At 68.1% G+C, this 18,914-nt stretch carries 12 protein-coding genes and 1 pseudogene; 5 read left to right on the forward strand and 8 right to left on the reverse strand.

Going from position 1 to position 18,914, the window contains the following annotated elements; translation table 11 throughout:
- Window positions 1–1,306 precede the first annotated feature (1,306 nt).
- The 3 genes and pseudogenes from RN02_RS34650 to RN02_RS05275 all read left to right on the forward strand — a co-directional run.
- Window positions 1,307–1,816 (forward strand): annotated as a pseudogene (locus tag RN02_RS34650) (methyl-accepting chemotaxis protein); the annotation flags it as partial.
- A 413-nt stretch (window positions 1,817–2,229) separates the two neighbouring features.
- Window positions 2,230–3,372 carry an NAD(P)/FAD-dependent oxidoreductase gene (locus RN02_RS05270; protein ID WP_043313465.1) on the forward strand — a complete coding sequence of 381 codons (1,143 nt, stop codon included), beginning with the start codon at window positions 2,230–2,232 and terminating at the stop codon, window positions 3,370–3,372.
- 514 nt (window positions 3,373–3,886) lie between these two features.
- Window positions 3,887–4,117 carry a hypothetical protein gene (locus RN02_RS05275; protein WP_043313466.1) on the forward strand — a complete coding sequence of 77 codons (231 nt, stop codon included), beginning with the start codon at window positions 3,887–3,889 and terminating at the stop codon, window positions 4,115–4,117.
- A 334-nt stretch (window positions 4,118–4,451) separates the two neighbouring features.
- Here RN02_RS05275 and moaA read toward each other — a convergent pair whose 3' ends face one another.
- The 8 genes from moaA to RN02_RS05315 form a co-directional block, all read right to left on the reverse strand.
- The gene (moaA, locus tag RN02_RS05280; RefSeq protein ID WP_009616110.1) at window positions 4,452–5,441 is read right to left on the reverse strand and encodes a GTP 3',8-cyclase MoaA; all 990 of its coding nucleotides are present in this window, start codon (window positions 5,439–5,441) and stop codon (window positions 4,452–4,454) included.
- A 109-nt stretch (window positions 5,442–5,550) separates the two neighbouring features.
- Complete coding sequence (locus RN02_RS05285; protein WP_043273088.1) at window positions 5,551–6,369, reverse strand: peptidylprolyl isomerase; 819 nt, start codon at window positions 6,367–6,369, stop codon at window positions 5,551–5,553.
- A 65-nt stretch (window positions 6,370–6,434) separates the two neighbouring features.
- Window positions 6,435–7,121, reverse strand: coding sequence for a respiratory nitrate reductase subunit gamma (gene narI, locus RN02_RS05290; protein WP_009616108.1), 687 nt, complete (start codon window positions 7,119–7,121; stop codon window positions 6,435–6,437).
- Between the two features lie 2 nt (window positions 7,122–7,123).
- Entirely contained in the window at window positions 7,124–7,867 is a 744-nt protein-coding gene (gene narJ / locus RN02_RS05295) for a nitrate reductase molybdenum cofactor assembly chaperone (protein ID WP_043313468.1), read from the reverse strand.
- Window positions 7,868–7,872: 5 nt separating this feature from the next.
- Window positions 7,873–9,408, reverse strand: coding sequence for a nitrate reductase subunit beta (gene narH, locus RN02_RS05300; RefSeq protein WP_043273090.1), 1,536 nt, complete (start codon window positions 9,406–9,408; stop codon window positions 7,873–7,875).
- Between the two features lie 11 nt (window positions 9,409–9,419).
- Window positions 9,420–13,199, reverse strand: a complete 3,780-nt coding sequence (locus RN02_RS05305) for a nitrate reductase subunit alpha (RefSeq protein ID WP_043313469.1) — start codon at window positions 13,197–13,199, stop codon at window positions 9,420–9,422.
- 63 nt (window positions 13,200–13,262) lie between these two features.
- The gene (locus tag RN02_RS05310) at window positions 13,263–14,669 is read right to left on the reverse strand and encodes a NarK family nitrate/nitrite MFS transporter (RefSeq protein WP_051879269.1); all 1,407 of its coding nucleotides are present in this window, start codon (window positions 14,667–14,669) and stop codon (window positions 13,263–13,265) included.
- Between the two features lie 12 nt (window positions 14,670–14,681).
- Window positions 14,682–15,983 (reverse strand): nitrate/nitrite transporter, encoded by a 1,302-nt coding sequence (locus RN02_RS05315; RefSeq protein WP_009616103.1) that lies wholly within the window; start codon window positions 15,981–15,983, stop codon window positions 14,682–14,684.
- A gap of 173 nt (window positions 15,984–16,156) precedes the next feature.
- Here RN02_RS05315 and RN02_RS05320 point away from each other — a divergent pair, with 173 nt between their 5' ends.
- Both RN02_RS05320 and narL read left to right on the forward strand, forming a co-directional pair.
- Window positions 16,157–18,019, forward strand: coding sequence for a histidine kinase (locus RN02_RS05320; RefSeq protein WP_043273092.1), 1,863 nt, complete (start codon window positions 16,157–16,159; stop codon window positions 18,017–18,019).
- Window positions 18,016–18,669 (forward strand): two-component system response regulator NarL, encoded by a 654-nt coding sequence (narL, locus tag RN02_RS05325; protein WP_009616101.1) that lies wholly within the window; start codon window positions 18,016–18,018, stop codon window positions 18,667–18,669. Before RN02_RS05320 ends, narL begins: the two co-directional genes overlap by 4 nt.
- The last annotated feature ends 245 nt before the right edge of the window (window positions 18,670–18,914 follow it).

Below are 18,914 nucleotides of genomic sequence, written 5' to 3' on the forward strand. Positions count from 1 at the left end.
CAAGCAGCGGCAGCTGATGGACGCCTGGCAGGCGCGCCACGACCAGCTCAGCAGCCTGGCCGGCAACCTCGGCGCCAACTACGCGGGGCTGGAGAGCGAGGCGCTGGTCACCACCGCCAACTACGACCGCCCGGTGTTCGAGAACTTCACCAAGACCTTCGGCTACCGCGAGCTGCGCCTGGTGGCCAGCGACGGCAGCGTGGTCTTCAGCCTGGGCCGCGGCGCCGACTACCAGCAGAACATGAACGCCCCGCAATGGCGCGACACGCCCTTCGGGCGCTTCGTCCGCGGCGCCCTGGGCAGCGGCAAGGCGAGCATCAGCGACCTGGAGCCGGCCCTGGACGACAAGCAGCCGGTGCAATGGCTGGCCGCGCCGATCAAGGACCACGACAAGCTGCAGCTGCTGCTGGTGCTGGAACTGCCGCTGAAGGCGATCAACGACGTGATGCAGAGCCGCCAGGGCCTGGGCGAGGCCGGCGAGACCTACCTGGTGGGCGGCGACGGGCGCCTGCGTTCGGACTCGGCGCGTTTCGCCGACCATCGCGTGCGCCGCGCCGGCGACGCGCCCGCCGCCCTCCCCGGCCAGGCCAGCGAAAAGGCCCTGGCCGGCGAACAGGGACGCCTGACCGAGACCGGCCTGAGCGGCGCGACGGCGCTGAAGTCCTTCGTGCCGCTGAACCTCGACGGCCTGCACTGGGCGCTGGTGGCGGAAATGGACCAGGACCAGGCCTTCGCCCCGGTGCGCAAGCTGATGTGGCAGATGCTGGTGCTGGGCCTGCTGACCCTCGCCGGCGTAGCCGCCGGCACCTGGCTGGTCAGCCGCAGCGTGATGCGCCCGCTGGGCGGCGAACCGGCGAGCATGGCGGCCCTGGCCCAGCGCCTGGCCAACGGCGAGCTGAAGCTGGCCGGCGGCGCCGAGGCCGCCAGCGGCCTGATGCAGGCCCTGCACGAGATGGCCGCGGCCTGGCGCCAGGTGGTCGAGCGCCTGCGCCAGGCCAGCGAGGCGGTGGGCGACGCCAGCGGCGACATCCTCGACGCCGCCGGACGCACCAGCAGCCACCTCGACCAGCAGCAGGAAGCCCTGGAAATGGTGGTCAGCGCCGTCGACCAGATGGCCGCCACCGTGCAGGAAATCGCCGGCAGCGCCAGCCGCAGCGCCGACGGCAGCGCCGCCGCGCGCGAGGCCTTCGTTACCATGCAGGGCACCCTGCAGCGCATGATCGGCCGCCAGGACCAGCTGCTCGCCGGCCTGCGCGACGCCGACCGGGTGGTGCAGGCCCTGGCCGGCGACAGCCAGCAGATCAACTCGGTGCTGGAGGTGATCCGCTCGATCGCCGAGCAGACCAACCTGCTGGCCCTGAACGCCGCCATCGAAGCCGCCCGCGCCGGCGACGCCGGCCGCGGCTTCGCCGTGGTGGCCGACGAAGTGCGCAGCCTGGCCCAGCGCACCCGCAGCGCCACCGACGAGATCGTCACCATAGTCGGCACCCTCGGCGATTCCTCCACCCAGGCCCAGGCCAGCATGGGCGGCGCCAGCGAACAGGCGCGCACCCTGGAGCACGACACCCAGGCGGTGCTGGACTCCCTCGGCGCCCTTGACGAATCCCTGCAGGGCGTGCACGCCATGGCCTTCCAGATCGCCGCGGCGGCCGAACAGCAGGCGGCCACCACCCAGGAAGTGAACCAGCACATGCACCGCCTGAGCGACATGACCGCGGAAAACCGCAAGACCGCCGCGCACACCCGCGACTGCGGCGAGCACTTGCGCAAGGTGGCTGGGAGCCAGGAGGCGTTGGTGGCGCAGTTTCAGCTCTAGCACTCACCGGAAACGTCGGCGGCTTGGTTCAACGCCTTTCCCTCTCCCTAACCCTCTCCCTGAAGGGAGAGGGGACCGTTGGGCAGAACTGGGTGTTCTGGAGTTAGCCGGCAACACCGAAGGTTTCCGGCTGAAACCATTCGTTCTCTCGGCACGGACAAGCCCCCTCTCCCTTCAGGGAGAGGGCTGGGGAGAGGGAGCGGACTCAACCCGAAACACAGCCGCCGCCGTCAAGCACCATTCGCGAGCAAGCTCGCTCCTACAGGCTGACGCCGCCCTTCCCCGCCAGAGCCCTCCATCCTTGCCGCCCCCACCCCCAAAATTCCAGAATGGAAAAATCATCCATCCCGGAGCCCCGGCATGCCCATCACCCTTCCCCCGCCCGCTGCCACCCGCCTGACGCAGAGACGCCCATGACCGAGGTCGACTTCCTGATCATCGGCGCCGGTATCGCCGGCGCTTCCACCGGCTACTTCCTCGCGCCCCACGGCAAGGTCGCCGTGCTCGAGCGCGAATCCCACGCCGGCTACCACTCCACCGGCCGCTCGGCGGCGCTGTATACCGTGGCCTACGGCACGCCCCAGGTACGCGCCCTGACCGCCGCCAGCCGGGCCTTCTTCGACGCCCCGCCGGAGGGCTTCGCCGAGCACCCGATCCTCAGCCCGCGCGGCGAGTTGATCGTGGACTTCGCCGGCGACGCCGAGGAACTGCGCCGCCAGTTCGACAGCGCCCGCGCCAACGTGCCGGAGATGCGCCTGCTGGACGCCGACGAGGCCTGCGCCATGGTCCCGGTGCTGCGCCGCGAGAAGGTCCACGGCGCGCTGTACGACCCCAGCGCCGCCGACATCGACACCGACGCCCTGCTGCAGGGCTACCTGCGCGGTATCCGTCGCAACGACGGCAGCGTGCAGTTCGACAGCGAGGTGCTCGCCGCGGCTTATATCGACGGCCAGTGGGAAGTACGCACGGCCCAGCAGAGCTACCGCGCCCCAGTGCTGGTCAACGCCGCCGGCGCCTGGTGCGACAAGCTGGCCGAACTCGCCGGTGTCGCTCCGCTGGGCCTGCAGCCCAAGCGCCGCGCGGCCTTTCTCTTCGCTCCGGGCGAAGGCGTGGACAGTCATGCCTGGCCGGTGCTGGTAAGCCTGGACGAGTCCTTCTACTTCAAATCCGACGCCGGCCTGCTGCTCGGCTCGCCGGCCAACGCCGACGCGGAGGAGCCCCACGACGTGCAGCCCGAAGAGCTGGACATCGCCCTGGGCATCCATCGCATCGAGGAACACACCACCCTGAGCATCCGCCGGCCTAGCCACACCTGGGCCGGGTTGCGCTCGTTCTTCGCCGATGGCGAGCTGGTGTCCGGCTACGATCCGCAGGCGCCCGGTTTCTACTGGGTGGCCGGCCAGGGCGGCTATGGCATCCAGACCTCGGCGGCCATGGGCCAGGCCAGCGCTGCGCTGATCCGCGCCGACGAGTTGCCCGAGGTGCTGGTGCGCCATGGGCTGAGTGCGGACGGGTTGGCTCCGGCGCGGCTCAAGCCAAGGTCAAACGGCGGATAACCGCGAACGGTTATCCGCCCTACGCTGCGCCAGCCATGACATTCCCCTGCACGCGATTCGCGGGCAGGGCCCGCTCCTACAGTTTGACGCCGGACTTCCCGCCAACGCCGAACGGCTCCCTCTCCCTTTGGGAGAGGGCTGGGGTGAGGGAACGGAGCCAGCCCGCCCCCTCCGTACCCCCTCCCCATTGTAGGAGCGCGCCCTGCGCGCGATTCGCGGGCAGGGCCCGCTCCTACAGGTTGACGCCGAACTTCTCACCCACGCCGAGCGGCCCCCTCTCCCTTTGGGAGAGGGCTGGGGTGAGGGAGCGGAGCCTGCCTGGCACACACAGCCGCCGGCAAGCACCGTACGCGAGCACGCGAAAACAGCCCCTTCCGCGTGACCATGTCCGCGCACACCGGACGTTTCCCACCGTCCGGCGCGCCCATCCCGAATGGCCCGCCTGCGCGGTGGCCGGGAGAATGCGGGTCGGCCCATCCCGGGCCGATCCCTTTCCTGCTTGCGAGAGACAGCCATGAACGATCCGAAAGTACTCAACGAAAACGAAATCGACCAGGTAGCCGGCGGCTTCCTCTTCGGCATGCTGGGCGACCTGTTCGGCACTTCCGGCTCGCAGTCCGGCGGCCTGCTGGGCGGCGTGTTCAACGTGCTGCAGAACCTGCCGATCGTCGGTGGCCTGTTCGGCCTGGTCAACAGCATCTTCGGCGGCCTGTTCGGCGGCGGCTCCTCCAGCAACCCGCGCTGAACGCCAGGCGGCGGATAACGTCGCCGCACTCTCTTTCGCCCCGGGCGGACTACCCCCTACGAGGGATGTCAGTGCCCCGGCGCTGGCCTAGTCTGACTTGCAACGACAGCCATATGGAGGGACCGCCAGACGAGATGATCTGCCTTTCCAACCACGGTTATCCAGCGCAGACATGCGCCCAGGCCCCAGCGAACCGCTCATTTCGCCGGGGCCTTTTCTTTGGGGACGGGAAAGCGCGACCGTAGGATGGGTTGAGCTTGCGATACCCATCGGGCCGGGGTGATGGGTATCGCTTCGCTCAACCCATCCTACGAGGGTCGTTCTTTACTTTGGCTCAGCCGCCGCTGAGGTTCATGAAGCGCAGCACCTGTACATCGCCACCGGTGCTGAATTCGTGGCGGGCGGGCTTGCGTTGCAGGGCGGCGTGGAGGGCATCGAGGATCGGGCCGTCGTCCAGCGGGTAGCGGCGCAGCAGGCCGCGCAGGTCCACGGAGTGCTCGTGGCCCAGGCACAGCAGCAGGCGGCCTTCGGCGGTGAGGCGCAGGCGGTTGCAGGTGGCGCAGAAGTTGTGCGAGTGCGGCGAGATGAAGCCGATGCGCGTGCGCGGGTGTTGCGCCAAGCGCACGTAGCGCGCCGGGCCGCCGCTGTGTTCGGCGCTGTCCAGCAGTTCGAAGCGCTCGGCGATCAGCGCGCGCACTTCGTCGCTGGAGCAGAAGCTCTCCTCGCGGTCGCGGCCGACCTGGCCCAGGGGCATTTCCTCGATGAAGCTGATGTCCAGTTCGTTGGCGATGGCGTAGTCCACCAGCGCCGGCACTTCGTCGGCGTTGCGCCCCTTCATCACCACGCAGTTGAGCTTGATGCCGCTGAAGCCCACCTCCCGCGCCGCGTCTATGCCGCGCAGCACCTGGTCGAGGCGGCCGGTGCGGGTGATGGCCTGGAAGCGCTGCGGGTCCAGGGTGTCGAGGCTGATGTTCAGGCGCGTCAGGCCCGCGGCGCGGAGGTCGCCGGCCAGGCGGACGAGTTGCGAGCCGTTGCTGGTCATGCACAGTTCGCGCAGGCCGGGCAGCGCGGCCAGGCGTTCGCACAGGCCGACGATGCCGGGGCGCACCAGCGGCTCGCCGCCGGTGAGGCGCAGCTTGCGCACGCCGCGTTCGACGAACAGCCGGGCGACGCGCTCGATCTCTTCCAGGGTCAGCACCTGCTGGCGTGGCAGGAAGCGCATGTTCTCAGCCATGCAGTAGACGCAGCGGAAGTCGCAGCGGTCGGTCACCGACAGGCGCAGGTAGTCGATCTTGCGGCCCTGGCCGTCGATCCAGTCGGACATGTGGGTGCTCCGGTTGATGCGTTGGCGAAGGCGGACGATCCGGCCCTCTCCCCAACCCTCTCCCTGAAGGGAGAGGGGGCTGTCCAGTGCAGCGATAAACTCCGCCGCCTCACTGCACCAGCGGCGAGTCCGCGGCGTCGAAGGCGAAGCCTTCGATGTGCGCCTCGCCGGCCAGCACGGCGATGTACTGGCTGACCGCGCGCTGCAGCACCTGGGCGCGCAGGTAGGCGGCGATGCGCGGGCGGGCTTCGGCGAAGGGCAACGGTTCGCCGCCTTCGCGCGCCAGCAGTTCGACCACGTGCAGGCCGTAGCGGCTTTCCAGGGGCTGGGCCAGCAGGCCGGGGGTTTCCCGCAGCAGACGTTTCTCGAATTCGGGCACGGTCTGGCCCGGCTCGATCCAGCCCAGGTCGCCGCCTTCGTCCTTCGACGGGCAGGCGGAGAAGCGCATGGCCTTTTCGGTGAAGCGCTCGGGGTGTTGGCGCAGCTCTTCCAGCAGGGCCAGGGCCTGTTCGCGGGCCTTGGCGCGGCCTTCCAGGTCGTCCGGGGCGCAGGCCAGCAGGATGTGCCGCAGGCTCATGCGCCAGGGGCTGGTCAGGCGGCCGGGGTTGGCTTCATACCATTGCCGGCAGCTGGCTTCGTCAGCCTCGGGTGTCCCTACGTCACGGTCGACCAGGGCACGGATGCGGGCTTCCTCGGGCGCCTCGCCCTCCTCCGCCTCGGCGCTGATGCCCAGCGCGTCGGCGCGCTGCAACAGCAGCTGGCGCACCACCAGCGCGCGGCAGGCGGCGTGCAGCGCCTCGGCGTGGCTGGTGGCCGGGTGGTACTGGAGTTCGCGGGCCAGTTCGTCGGCGTCGATGGCGATGCCGTTGACCGCCAGCTTCGGCAGCTCGACGTGTTCGACGCGGTTTTCGTAGTGGGAGCAACTCATGGGGTTCACCTTCGGGTGGCGGATAACCGCGAACGGTTATCCGCCCAGGGGGTTGGCGCGATGGATCAGGCCGCGCGGCTCTTCTGGCGGACCACCTGGTAGCGGCGGCCCAGGTACCACACCGGGGCACTGACGATGTGCACCAGGCGGGTAAAGGGGAAGAGCACGAACAGCGTCAGGCCGAGCATCACGTGCAGCTTGTAGACCAGCGACACCGGGGCGATGGCCTCGGCCGCGGCCAGCGGCTGCAGGGTGACCACCGACTGCGCCCAGTCGGCCAGCATGACCATCACCGAGCCATCCAGGTGGTGGGTGGAGGCGACGATGGTGGACAGGCCGAGGATCAGCTGGGCGTAGAGCACCAGCAGTATCATCAGGTCCGAGGCGTTGCCGGTGGCGCGCACCCGGGCGTCGGTCAGGCGGCGCAGGATCAGCCCGGTCAGGCCGATGAAGCAGAGCACGCCGAAGAAGCCGCCGGAGACCATGGCCAGCAGTTGCTTGTGCTCGGTGCTGATCAGGTGCTCGTAGACCGCGTGGGGGGTCAGCAGGCCGACGAAGTGGCCGGCGAGGATGAACAGCACGCCCACGTGGAACAGGTTGCTGTACACGCGCATGCCTTTCTTGCTCAGCATCTGGCTGGAGCCGGCCTTCCAGGTGTATTGCGACAGGTCGAAGCGCGCCCAGCTGCCCACCAGGCAGATGAACAGGGCGACGTAGGGGTAGACCCCGAACAGCAGGGTATTGAACGACATGATCAGGCTCCTTGGCTGGCCACCCGGCGCGGCGGCACCGGCTGGGCGACCCATTGCAGGGGTTGTTCGAGGGCGCTGGAGGGCTGCCGCGGGTTCGACGGGCAGCCGGCGGCGGGTTCGCCGAAGCTCACCTGGGTTTCCTCCCAGGCCTTGTCCAGCGCCTCCAGGCTGTCGTCGCGAGCCTCCTGCTCGCAGTCGCGGTGCAGCCCGGCCAGGTCCGGGCGCTCGCCGGAGAGTTCCAGCAGGCCGTGGAACACCGCCGCGTAGGCGCTACCGCGCTCGTCCAGGCGCGTCGCCAGCAGGGCGAGGATGTGCGCCACCTCGGCCAGGCCGACGCGCGCGCCCTCGGCGTCCTGCAGGGCGAGGAACTCCAGGTACAGCGGCAGGTAGTCCGGCAGCTCGTTGACGTGGATGGCCAGGCCCGCGGCGTTGTAGCGGTGCAGCAGGTCGACCATGGCCTGGCCGCGGTCGCGGCTCTCGCCGTGGACGTGCTCGAAGAGCAGCAGCGAGACCGAGCGGCCACGTTCGAACAGGCCGTCGTAGCGCGCCTGCACGTCCAGCAGGTCGCCCTGGCAGAGTTCGTTGAGCAGCGCGGCGAGGCCGTCGCGCTGCGCTTCGGGCAGGTCGCTGGTGCGGATCAGCGCGTGCAGCGCCAGGCTTTCCTCGCGCACTTCCGGGCGCGGGTAGTCCAGCAGCAGCGCGCAGAGCTTGAGCAGTTGGCTGTGGCTTTCCGGGGAGATAGTCATGGCCTTCACTCCTGGATCTGCACGGTCTGGATGACGTTGCGGCGGTCCACCGGCTTGCCGCCGAACAGGTTCACGCCGGAGTTGCCCGAGCAGCCGCTGCCGAAGCTGAAGCCGCAGCCCGAGCGCTCGGCGAAGGCGTCGGAAAGCGCCTCCTCGCGGTGCGCGGTGGGGATGACGAAGCGGTCCTCGTAGTTGGCGATGGCCAGGTAGCGGTACATCTCTTCCACCTGTTGCACCGACAGCCCTACCTTGGCCAGCACGTCCAGGTCCTGCTTGCCTTCCACCTGCTCGGCGCGCTTGTAGGCGCGCATCGCCAGCAGGCGCTTGAGGGCGCGCAGCACCGGCGCGGTATCGCCGGCGGTGAGCAGGTTGGCCAGGTACTGCACGGGGATGCGCAGCGATTCGACGTCCGGGATCACCCCGTCGCTGCCGATGTGGCCCTCGGCGGCGGCGTTCTGGATCGGCGACAGCGGCGGCACGTACCAGACCATCGGCAGCGTGCGGTATTCCGGGTGCAGCGGCAGGGCCAGCTGCCAGTCCATGGCCAGCTTGTACACCGGCGACTTCTGCGCCGACTCGATGACGCTGTCCGGCACGCCGTCCTTGCGCGCCTGCTCGATCACTTTCGGGTCGAACGGGTCGAGGAAGATTTCCAGCTGCTTCTGGTACAGCTCGCGCTCGTCGGCGCAGCTGGCCACTTCATGGATGCGGTCGGCGTCGTAGAGCAGCACGCCCAGGTAGCGGATGCGCCCCACGCAGGTTTCCGAGCACACGGTGGGCTGGCCGGCCTCGATGCGCGGGTAGCAGAAGATGCACTTCTCGGACTTGCCGCTCTTCCAGTTGAAGTAGATCTTCTTGTACGGGCAGCCGCTGATGCACATGCGCCAGCCGCGGCACTTGTCCTGGTCGATGAGGACGATGCCGTCCTCCTCGCGCTTGTAGATCGCCCCGCTCGGGCAGGACGCCACGCACGCCGGGTTCAGGCAGTGCTCGCACAGGCGCGGCAGGTACATCATGAAGGTGTTCTCGTACTCACCGTAGATGTCCGCCTGGACCTGGTCGAAGTTCTTGTCCTTGCGCCGCTTGGCGAACTCGGTGCCGAGGATTTCCTCCCAGTTCGGGCCCCATTCGATCTTCTGCATGCGCTGCCCGCTGATCAGCGAGCGCGGCCGCGCCACCGGCTGGTGCTGCGCCTTGGGCGCGGTATGCAGGTGCTGGTAGTCGAAGTCGAAGGGTTCGTAGTAGTCGTCGATCTCCGGCAGGTCGGGGTTGGCGAAGATGTTCGCCAGCACCCGGAACTTGCCGCCGATGCGCGGGACGATGGAGCCGTCGGCGTTGCGCACCCAGCCGCCCTTCCACTTCTGCTGGTTCTCCCACTCCTTCGGGTAGCCGATGCCGGGCTTGGTCTCGACGTTGTTGAACCAGGCGTATTCCATGCCTTCGCGGCTGGTCCAGACGTTCTTGCAGGTGATGGAGCAGGTGTGGCAGCCGATGCATTTGTCGAGGTTCAGCACCATGCCGACTTGCGAACGAATTTTCATGGCGTCTCTCCTCAAATGTCCCGGGGCAGCGGCTGCGGCAGGGCGTCGCCGCCCAGGCCGCCATGTTCCGGCTCGTCGAGCCAGTCGACCTTGTTCATCTTGCGCACCACCACGAACTCGTCGCGGTTGCAGCCCACGGTGCCGTAGTAGTTGAAGCCCCAGGCCTGCTGGGCGTAGCCGCCGATCATGTGGGTGGGCTTGAGCACCACGCGGGTCACCGAGTTGTGGTGGCCGCCGCGGGTCTTGGTGGTCTCGCTGCCGGGCACGTTCACGATGCGTTCCTGGGCGTGGTACATCAGCACCATGCCGTCCTTCACCCGCTGGCTGACCACCGCGCGGCAGGTGGCGGCGCCGTTGGCGTTGAAGACTTCGACCCAGTCGTTGTCCTCGATGCCGGCGCGCTTGGCGTCATGCTCGCTGAGCCAGATGATCGGCCCGCCGCGGGACAGGGTGAGCATCAGCAGGTTGTCGCTGTAGGTGGAGTGGATGCCCCATTTCTGGTGCGGGGTGATCCAGTTCAGGGTGATCTCCGGGTTGCCGTTGGGCTTCTTGTTGAACAGCTTGTCGGTGCTGCGGGTGTTGACCGGCGGCCGGTAGCTGACGAAGCCTTCGCCGAAGGCCTGCATCCACGGGTGGTCCTGGTAGAACTGCTGGCGGCCGGTGATGGTGCGCCACGGGATCAGTTCGTGGACGTTGGTGTAGCAGGCGTTGTAGCTCACGTGCTCGTCTTCCAGGCCCGACCAGGTGGGGCTGGAGATGATCTTGCGCGGCTGCGCCTGGATGTCGCGGAAGCGGATCTTCTCCTCTTCCTTGGGCAGCGCCAGGTGCTCGTGCTCGCGGCCGGTGATCTTGGCCAGCGCGTTCCACGCCTTGACCGCCACCTGGCCGTTGGTTTCCGGGGCCAGGGCGAGGATCACCTCAGCGGCGTCGATGGCGCTCTCGATGCGCGGCCGGCCCTGGCTGACGCCCGGCTCCAGCACGCGGTGGTTGAGATCGCCCACCAGTTTCACTTCCTTCTCGGTGTTCCAGCCGATGCCCTTGCCGCCGTTGCCCAGCTTGTCCAGCAGCGGGCCGAGGGAGGTGAACTTCTTGTAGGTGTTCGGGTAGTCGCGCTCGACCACATGCAGGGTGGGCATGGTTTTGCCCGGCAGCGCTTCGCACTCGCCTTTCTTCCAGTCACTGCCGCCGAAGGGCTGGGCCAGTTCGTTGGCGGTGTCGTGCAGCAGCGGCACGGTGACCAGGTCCTGCTCCACGCCCAGGTGGCCGACGGCGACCTCGGAGAACTTCTTCGCGATGGCCTTGTAGATCTCCCAGTCGCTCTTGGCCTCCCAGGCCGGGTCGATGGCGGCCGACAGCGGGTGGATGAAGGGGTGCATGTCGGAGGTGTTGAGGTCGTCCTTCTCGTACCAGGTGGCCGTCGGCAGGACGATGTCCGAGTACATGCAGGTGGAGGACATGCGGAAGTCCAGGGTGGTGACCAGGTCGACCTTGCCCTCGGCGCCCTGTTCGACCCAGTCCACCTCGGTGGGACGCGGGCCGCCGGCCTTGCCGAGGTCCTCGTTCATCACGCCGTTCTTGGCGCCCAGCAGGTACTTGAGCATGTACTCGTGGCCCTTGCCCGAGCTGCCCAGCAGATTGGAACGCCAGATGAACATGTTGCGCGGGAAGTTCTGCGCGTCGTCCGGCTTCTCGCTGGCGAAGCGCAGGTTGCCGGCCTTGAGCTCGCGCACCACGTAGTCCTGCACCGGCAGCCCGGCGCGCTCGGCGTCGGCGGCGATGCGCAGCGGGTTGCGGTCCAGCTGCGGCGCGGAGGGCAGCCAGCCCATGCGCTCGGCGCGGATGTTGTAGTCCACCGCGTGCTCGGGGAACTGCTTGCTGTCGGCCAGGGGCGAGAGCACTTCGTGCATCGACAGCTTTTCATGGCGCCACTGCGAGCTGTGCAGGTAGAAGAAGCTGGTGCCGTTCATCTGCCGCGGCGGGCGGCTCCAGTCGGTGCCGAAGGCCAGCGGTACCCAGCCGGTCTGCGGGCGCAGCTTCTCCTGGCCGACGTAGTGGGCCCAGCCACCGCCGCTCTGGCCGATGCAGCCGCACATCATCAGCATGTTGATGACCGCGCGGTAGTTCATGTCCATGTGGTACCAGTGGTTCATCGCCGCGCCGATGATGACCATGGCCTTGCCGTGGGTCTTGTCGGCGCTGTCGGCGAACTCGCGGGCCACCTGGATGGCGCGGGCCGCCGGCACGCCGGTGATGCGCTCCTGCCAGGCCGGGGTGTAGGGGGTGTCGGCGTCGTCGAAGCCGCGGGCCACGTTGGCGCCGCCCAGGCCGCGGTCGACGCTGTAGTTGGCCATCTGCAGGTCGTAGACGGTGGCCACGCGCAGGATCTTGCCGTCGGCGCCCTGGATGTCGCGGAAGGGCACGCGGCGCAGCAGCACCTCGTCGTTGTCCACGCCCTTGAAGTGCGGGTGCAGCTGGCCGGCGAAGTACGGGAAGCCCACCTCGCAGGCGTGTTCCGGGCCATCGATCAGGCTCAGGCTCAGGCGCGTCTCGCGGCCCTGGCCGCCTTCCTTCTCCTCGATGTTCCACTTGCCCGACTCGCCCCAGCGGTAGCCGATGGCGCCGGTGGGCGAGACCAGCTCGCCGCTGGTTTCATCGAAGGCGATGGTCTTCCACTCGGGGTTGTTGTCCTGGCCCAGCTGGCCGTCGAGGTCGGCGGCGCGCAGGTAGCGGGTCGGCTTGAAGGCGCCCTCGCCATGCGGCTCCAGCAGCACCAGCATGGGCATGTCGGTGTACTGCCGGCAGTAGTCGACGAAGTAGGCGCGTGGCTTGTCGAGGTGGAATTCCTTGAGGATGACGTGGCCGAAGGCCATGCCCAGCGCGGCGTCGGTGCCCTGCTTGGGGTTCAGCCAGAGGTCGGTGAGCTTGGCCACCTCGGAGTAGTCCGGGGTCACGGACACGGTCTTGGTGCCCTTGTAGCGCACCTCGGTGAAGAAGTGCGCGTCGGGGGTCCGCGTCTGCGGCACGTTGGAGCCCCAGGCGATGATGTAGCTGGAGTTGTACCAGTCGGCCGACTCCGGCACGTCGGTCTGCTCGCCCCAGATCTGCGGGCTGGCCGGCGGCAGGTCGCAGTACCAGTCGTAGAAGCTCAGGCACACCCCGCCGATCAGCGACAGGTAGCGGGCGCCGGCGGCGTAGCTGACCATGGACATGGCCGGGATCGGCGAGAAGCCGATGACGCGGTCGGGGCCGTAGGTCTTCACGGTGTAGACGTTGGCCGCGGCGATGATCTCGGTGACCTCGTCCCAGCTGGAGCGCACGAAGCCGCCCAGGCCGCGCTCGCTCTTGTAGCTTTTCGCCTTGGCGGCGTCCTCGACGATGCTCGCCCAGGCGTCCACCGCGTCCTTGTGCGCGGCGCGCGCCTCGCGCCACAGCTTGAGCAGCGGCTTGCGCACCTTGGGGTACTTCAGGCGGTTGGCGCTATAGATGTACCAGGAGTAGCTGGCCCCGCGCGGGCAACCGCGCGGCTCGTGGTTGGGCAGGTCCGGGCGGGTGCGCGGGTAGTCGGTCTGCTGGGTTTCCCAGGTGATCAGGCCGTTCTTCACGTAGATCTTCCAGGAGCAGGAACCGGTGCAGTTCACCCCGTGGGTGGAGCGCACGATCTTGTCGTGCTGCCAGCGCTGGCGGTAGCCGTTCTCCCAGGCGCGGCTCTCGTTGGAGACCTCGCCATGGCCGTCGGCGAATTCGCCCTGTTTCTTCTTGAAGAACTGCAGGCGGTCGAGCAGGTAACTCATCTGTATCTCCTCACCCGGTCTACGCCGGGCGTTCAAACGCTAATCAGGCTCGCGAAACGGGGCTCAGCAGGGGCTTTCCGCACCCTTGCGCGCATACCACCACCAGGTCGCGACTATGCAGCTGAGGTAGTAGGCGACGAACACGTAGAGGGCGCCCTCGGCGCTGCCGGTCATGTGCAGCGAAGTGCCGAAGGCCTTGGGGATGAAGAAGCCGCCGAAGGCGCCGATGGCGGCGGAGAAGCCGATCACCGCGGCCGACTCCATGCTGGCGTTCCGGGCCGCCTCGGCCTCGCTGTAGCCGCCGCGCTTGAAGCGCGCGGCCCACTCGTTGCGGAAGATCACCGGGATCATGCGGAAGGTGGAGCCGTTGCCGATGCCGGCGAAGAAGAACAGGCCGATGAAGGCGCCGAGGAAGCCGAAGAAGCTGCCCGCGCCACCGTCGCCGGGGAGGAAGGCGATCACCGCGAACACCCCGGCGATCATCGCCGCGTAGTTCCACAGGGTGATGCGCGCGCCGCCGAACTTGTCCGCCAGCCAGCCGCCCAGGGGTCGGCTCAGGGCGCCCACCAGCGGGCCAAGGAAGGCGTACTGCAGCGGGTTGATGTCCGGGAACTGCGTCTTGCTGAGCATGGCGAAGCCGGCCGAGAAGCCGATGAAGCTGCCGAAGGTGGCCACGTACAGCCAGCACATCAGCCAGTTGTGCTTGCGCTTGAAGATCACCGACTGCTCGCTGAACGAGGCCTTGGCGTCGGCGATGTCGTTCATCCCGAACCAGGCGGCGACGGCCACCACGGCGATGAACGGCACCCAGATCCAGCCGGCGTTCTGCAGCCACAGGCGGCCGCCGTCGGAAAGCTGCTGCGGCTCGCCGCCGAAGCTGCCGAACAGGCCGCCGGCCACCGCCAGGGGCACGGCGAACTGCATCACCGAGACGCCCAGGTTGCCCAGCCCGGCGTTCAGGCCCAGGGCCGTGCCCTGCTGGCTCTTGGGATAGAAGAAGCTGATGTTGGACATGCTGGAGGCGAAGTTGCCGCCGCCGAAGCCGCACAGCAGGGCGATGGTGGCGAACACCCAGTAGGGCGTCTGCGGATCCTGCACGGCGAAGCCCAGCCAGATGCACGGGATCAGCAGCGAGGCGGTGGACAGCGCGGTCCAGCGGCGGCCGCCGAACACCGGCACCATGAAGGAGTAGAACACCCGCAGGGTGGCGCCGGAGATCGACGGCAGCGCGGCCAGCATGAACAGCTGGTCGTTGCTGAAGGCGAAGCCCACGGCGTTCAGGCGCACGGTGACGGTGCTCCAGATCATCCACACGGAGAAGGCCAGCAGCAGCGCCGGGATGGAAATCCACAGGTTGCGCGTGGCGATGCGCTTGCCGGACTGCGCCCAGAACTGCGAGTCCTCGGGGCGCCAGTCGACCAGCAGGGGCCCCCGCGCGGCTTTGAGTTGGGAATTGGCGATCATGCCCATGTCGGCACTCCGTCAGGATTGGCTGGAAGTCAGAGGGGAAAGGTCGACGTCGGCCGTCTGGGCCCGGCCGTCGAGGCGGCGCTGCTGCTTGATCGCGTAGTGCATCCAGACCATGCAGACGATGGTCAGGCCGAACAGCAGCATGAAGCAGGAGGAACGCACGCCGATGTGGTCAGCGGCGTAGCCGAACAGGATGGGCAGGCAGAAGCCGCCGAGGCCGCCGATGACGCCGACCATGCCGCCGACGGTGCCCATGTTCTGCGGGTAGTAGTCGTGGATGATGCGGTACACGCTGGCCTTGCCGAAGCCCTGGGCGATGCCGACCACGAACACCAGGAAGGTGAACAGCCAGACGTTCAGGCCCACGCCCAGGCTGAGGTCGCCCTGGATGCCGTGGATGGTCATGGTGGTCTGCGGGTAGGACAGGAAGAACAGGCACACCAGGCACACCCAGAACACGCCCCAGTTCACCGCGCGGGCACCGTAGCTGTCGCTGAACCAGCCGCCCAGGGCGCGGATCAGGCCCGACGGCAGGGTAAACAGCATGGTGATGAAGGAGGCGGTCTTCAGGTCCAGGCCGTACTCGGCGATGTAGTACTTGGGCAGCCACAGGGCCAGGGCGACAAAGCCGCCGAAGACGAAGAAGTAGTACAGGCCGAAGCGCCACACCCGCAGCTCGGCCAGCGGCGCCAGCTGCTTGGCCAGGGTCGGCCGGGCGCGGCTGGCGTCGGCCTCGCCGCCCTTGGCGTGGGCCGGGTCGTTCCAGGTGCAGAACCAGAACAGCGCCGCGGTCACCAGCATGGCCACCGAGTACACCTGCGGCACCATGCGCCAGCCGAAGGCGACCACGATCAGCGGCGCCACCAGGTTGGTGATGGCTGCGCCCGCGTTGCCGGCGCCGAAGATGCCCATGGCGGTGCCCTGGCGCTCCTTCTCGAACCAGGCCGAGGTGTAGGCGATGCCCACCGCGAAGGAGCCGCCGGCCAGGCCGACGAACAGGCCCAGCACCAGGTACTGCCAGTACTGCGTGGCGAAGGCCAGGCCGTAGATGGGGATGGCCACCAGCAGCATGTGGATGAAGAACACGATGCGCCCGCCGAAGCGGTCGGTGATCAACCCCAGGGGCAGGCGCACCAGCGAACCGGTGAGGATCGGCAGCGCCACCAGCAGGCCGAACTGCGCCTCGGACAGGCCCAGTTCCGCCTTGATGCGGATACCGATGATCGAGAACATCGTCCAGACCGCGAAATTCACGGCGAACGCCAGTGTGCTCATGCCGAGCACGGAGTACTGTTTCTGTCGATGCGATGCCATGGCCAACACTCATTCGTCGATGCCGTTGGCCGCACGTTAGGCAGAGCCCATTCGGCGTCCGTTGACCGCGATCAATGAGCCCGGGGCCGTTTCATGGGCAGATGTGCGCCGCTACCTACAAATGGGTATCGTCGAAATGCATGCACAACACTTTGATTTAAAAGGTTTTTTCAATGAATACAGGCACTCGTTCGGAGCCTGATGCGGCCGAGCGGTTCTTTGGAGGTATGGCCCCCGCCAGCCGCCAGACCCTGCGCCGCTCCATCGTCCTACGCTTCGGCTGCTACCTCACCCTGCTGGTGTCCCTGGCCCTGGCCGGCATGTTCAGCGCCCTGCTGTTCGCCGACTACTCGCACCAGGACGCGGCGGTGATCAACCAGGCCGGCTCGCTGCGCATGCTCAGCTACCGCCTGGCCCTGGAACCCTCGGCGGAAGGCCGCCAGGCGCTGCGCCGGACCCTAGGCGAACGCCTGGAAAGCAGCGAGATCGCGCGCCTGCTGCAACGCGCCGACGCCGACGACCCGCTGCGCCACCAGCACCAGCTGCTGCGCCTGGAACTGGCCAGCCTGGACGTCGCCCAGACCCCGGCCCTGGCCACCCTCGACACCCTGGTCGGGCACATCGACGCCTTCGTCGGCACCCTGCAGCGCAACGCCGAGCAGCGCTCGCAGATGCTCAGCACGGTGCAGGGCCTGTGCCTGTTCCTCAGCCTGCTGGTGGTGTTCGTCAGCCTCTACGACCTCAGCTACCACGTGGTCGGCCCGCTGCGCGAGCTGACGCAGACCGCCCGCCGCCTGGGCCGCGGCCAGTTGGAGGCGCGCGTCAGCTACAGCGGCGAGGACGAGCTGAGCCAGCTGGGCGAGCGCTTCAACCAGATGGCCGAGGAGCTGCAGGGCATCTACGGCGAGCTGGAAGCGCGGGTGGCGGACAAGACCCGTGCCCTCTCCCACAGCCACCAGCGCCTGGAACTGCTCTACGCCAGCGCCCGCCGCCTCGGCCAGGACCCCTACGACGAGCGCAGCCTGCGCCCGCTGCTGGGCCAGCTGGAGCAGGTGCTGCAAGCTGGCAAGGTGACCCTCTGCCTGAACAAGGACGGCGTCGAGCGCGCCTACAACTCGCTGACCCCCAGCGGCGCCATCGCCGACTTCTGCCTGCAGGGCGACTGCGGCACCTGCCGCACCCGGGCCGACAGCTGTGGCGAGGGCGGTGGCCTGCAACCACTGCTGATGTTCCCCCTGGCCAGCGGCGAACACCGTTTCGGCGAGCTGTTCGTGGAAGCCAGCGGGCGCCTGGAAGATTGGCAGGCGCAATGCATCGCGGCCTTCTGCGACAACATCGCCCGCACCTTCGCCCTGACCCTGCAGCAGGAGCAGGAAAGCCGCCTGGCGCTGTTCGCCGAGCGCAGCACCATCGCCCGCGAGCTGCACGACTCGCTGGCGCAGTCGCTGTCGTACCTGAAGATCCAGGTCAGCCGCCTGGGCACCCTGCTCAAGCGCGAAGCGCCGGCGCAGAAGATCGACGAGACACTGGACGAGCTGCGCGAGGGCCTCAACAGCGCCTACCGCCAGCTGCGCGAGCTGCTCACCACCTTCCGCCTGAGCCTGGAGCGCTCCAGCCTGGCGGTGGCGCTGGAGGACACGGTGCGCGAGTTCGCCGAGCGCGGCGAACTGACCATCGAGCTGGACAACCGCCTGGCGCACATCCCGCTCAACCCCAACGACGAAATCCACCTGCTGCAGATCGTCCGCGAGGCGCTGTCCAACGTGGTCCGCCATGCCCACGCCGACTGCGCGCGGGTGGTACTGGCCGAGGACGAGGACGGCCAGGTGCTGGTCAGCATCGAGGACGATGGCGTGGGCCTTGACCCAACGCAGAACCGCAACGGCCACTATGGGCTTAGTATCATGCGCGAACGCAGCCAGACCCTCGGTGCCGACTTCCATATCGCCCCACGCGAGCCGCGCGGCACCCGCGTCAGCCTGAGCTTCCAGCCACACCCCCTGTCCCAACGTCAGCGCGAGGAGTCCGCCCCATGACCGCCAGCCCCACCGACGATCGAGCCCGCATCCTGCTGGTGGACGACCACCCGATGATGCGCCGCGGGGTGATCCAGCTGCTGGAGTTCGAGGACGACCTCAGCGTGGTCGGCGAGGCCGGCAGCGGCGAAGAGGCCCTGCGCCTGGCCGCCGAACTGGACCCGGACATGATCCTGCTGGACCTCAACATGAAGGGCATGAACGGCCTGGAGACCCTGCGCGCGCTGCGCGAGAACGGGGTGGACGCGCGCATCGTGGTGTTCACCGTGTCCGACGACCGCGGCGACGTGATCAGCGTGCTGCGCGCCGGCGCCGACGGCTACCTGCTCAAGGACATGGAGCCCGAGCGCCTGCTGGAGCACATCCGCCAGGCCGCCACCGGCCAGCTCAGCGTCAGCCCGCAACTGACCCAGGTGCTGGCCCAGGCCCTGCGCGGCGACGAACACCCCAAGCGCCTGGAAGACCTGACCGACCGCGAACGGCAGATCCTCCGCCAACTGGCCCAGGGCTTCAGCAACAAGATGATCGCCCGCAAGCTGGACATCACCGAAGGCACGGTGAAAGTCCACGTCAAGCGCGTGCTGCACAAGCTGGGCATGCGCTCGCGGGTGGAAGCGGCGGTATGGGCGGTGGAAAACCGGTTGGGTTGAAACCAGGACCGGACCGGCGCGATTCGCGGATAAGATCCGCTCCTACGCAACCCCGTCTACGCCATTCCCCTGTAGGAGCGCGCCCTGCGCGCGATTCGCGGGCAGGGCCCGCTCCTACAATTGGCGTATAACCGCGAACGGTTATATGCCCTACGCTCCCGGGAAGCACGGTCGTAGGAGCAACTGTCTTGCGCCGAGGTGCTCTTCGTAGGATGGGTTGAGCTTGCGATACCCATGCTGCCGTG

This window comes from Pseudomonas sp. PI1 (assembly GCF_000812405.1).
Classification (GTDB): Bacteria; Pseudomonadota; Gammaproteobacteria; order Pseudomonadales; family Pseudomonadaceae; genus Pseudomonas; species Pseudomonas citronellolis.

Excerpts from the sequence above, each read along its gene's own strand:
- RN02_RS05305 (WP_043313469.1), bottom strand. The coding sequence starts at position 13,199 with ATGAGTTACCTGCTCGACCGCCTGCAGTTCTTCAAGAAGAAACAGGGC.
- RN02_RS05320 (WP_043273092.1), top strand. The coding sequence starts at position 16,157 with ATGAATACAGGCACTCGTTCGGAGCCTGATGCGGCCGAGCGGTTCTTT.
- narH (WP_043273090.1), bottom strand. The coding sequence starts at position 9,408 with ATGAAAATTCGTTCGCAAGTCGGCATGGTGCTGAACCTCGACAAATGC.
- RN02_RS05270 (WP_043313465.1), top strand. The coding sequence starts at position 2,230 with ATGACCGAGGTCGACTTCCTGATCATCGGCGCCGGTATCGCCGGCGCT.
- narJ (WP_043313468.1), bottom strand. The coding sequence starts at position 7,867 with ATGACTATCTCCCCGGAAAGCCACAGCCAACTGCTCAAGCTCTGCGCG.
- RN02_RS05285 (WP_043273088.1), bottom strand. The coding sequence starts at position 6,369 with ATGAGTTGCTCCCACTACGAAAACCGCGTCGAACACGTCGAGCTGCCG.
- RN02_RS05275 (WP_043313466.1), top strand. The coding sequence starts at position 3,887 with ATGAACGATCCGAAAGTACTCAACGAAAACGAAATCGACCAGGTAGCC.
- narI (WP_009616108.1), bottom strand. The coding sequence starts at position 7,121 with ATGTCGTTCAATACCCTGCTGTTCGGGGTCTACCCCTACGTCGCCCTG.
- moaA (WP_009616110.1), bottom strand. The coding sequence starts at position 5,441 with ATGTCCGACTGGATCGACGGCCAGGGCCGCAAGATCGACTACCTGCGC.
- RN02_RS05315 (WP_009616103.1), bottom strand. The coding sequence starts at position 15,983 with ATGGCATCGCATCGACAGAAACAGTACTCCGTGCTCGGCATGAGCACA.
- RN02_RS05310 (WP_051879269.1), bottom strand. The coding sequence starts at position 14,669 with ATGGGCATGATCGCCAATTCCCAACTCAAAGCCGCGCGGGGGCCCCTG.
- narL (WP_009616101.1), top strand. The coding sequence starts at position 18,016 with ATGACCGCCAGCCCCACCGACGATCGAGCCCGCATCCTGCTGGTGGAC.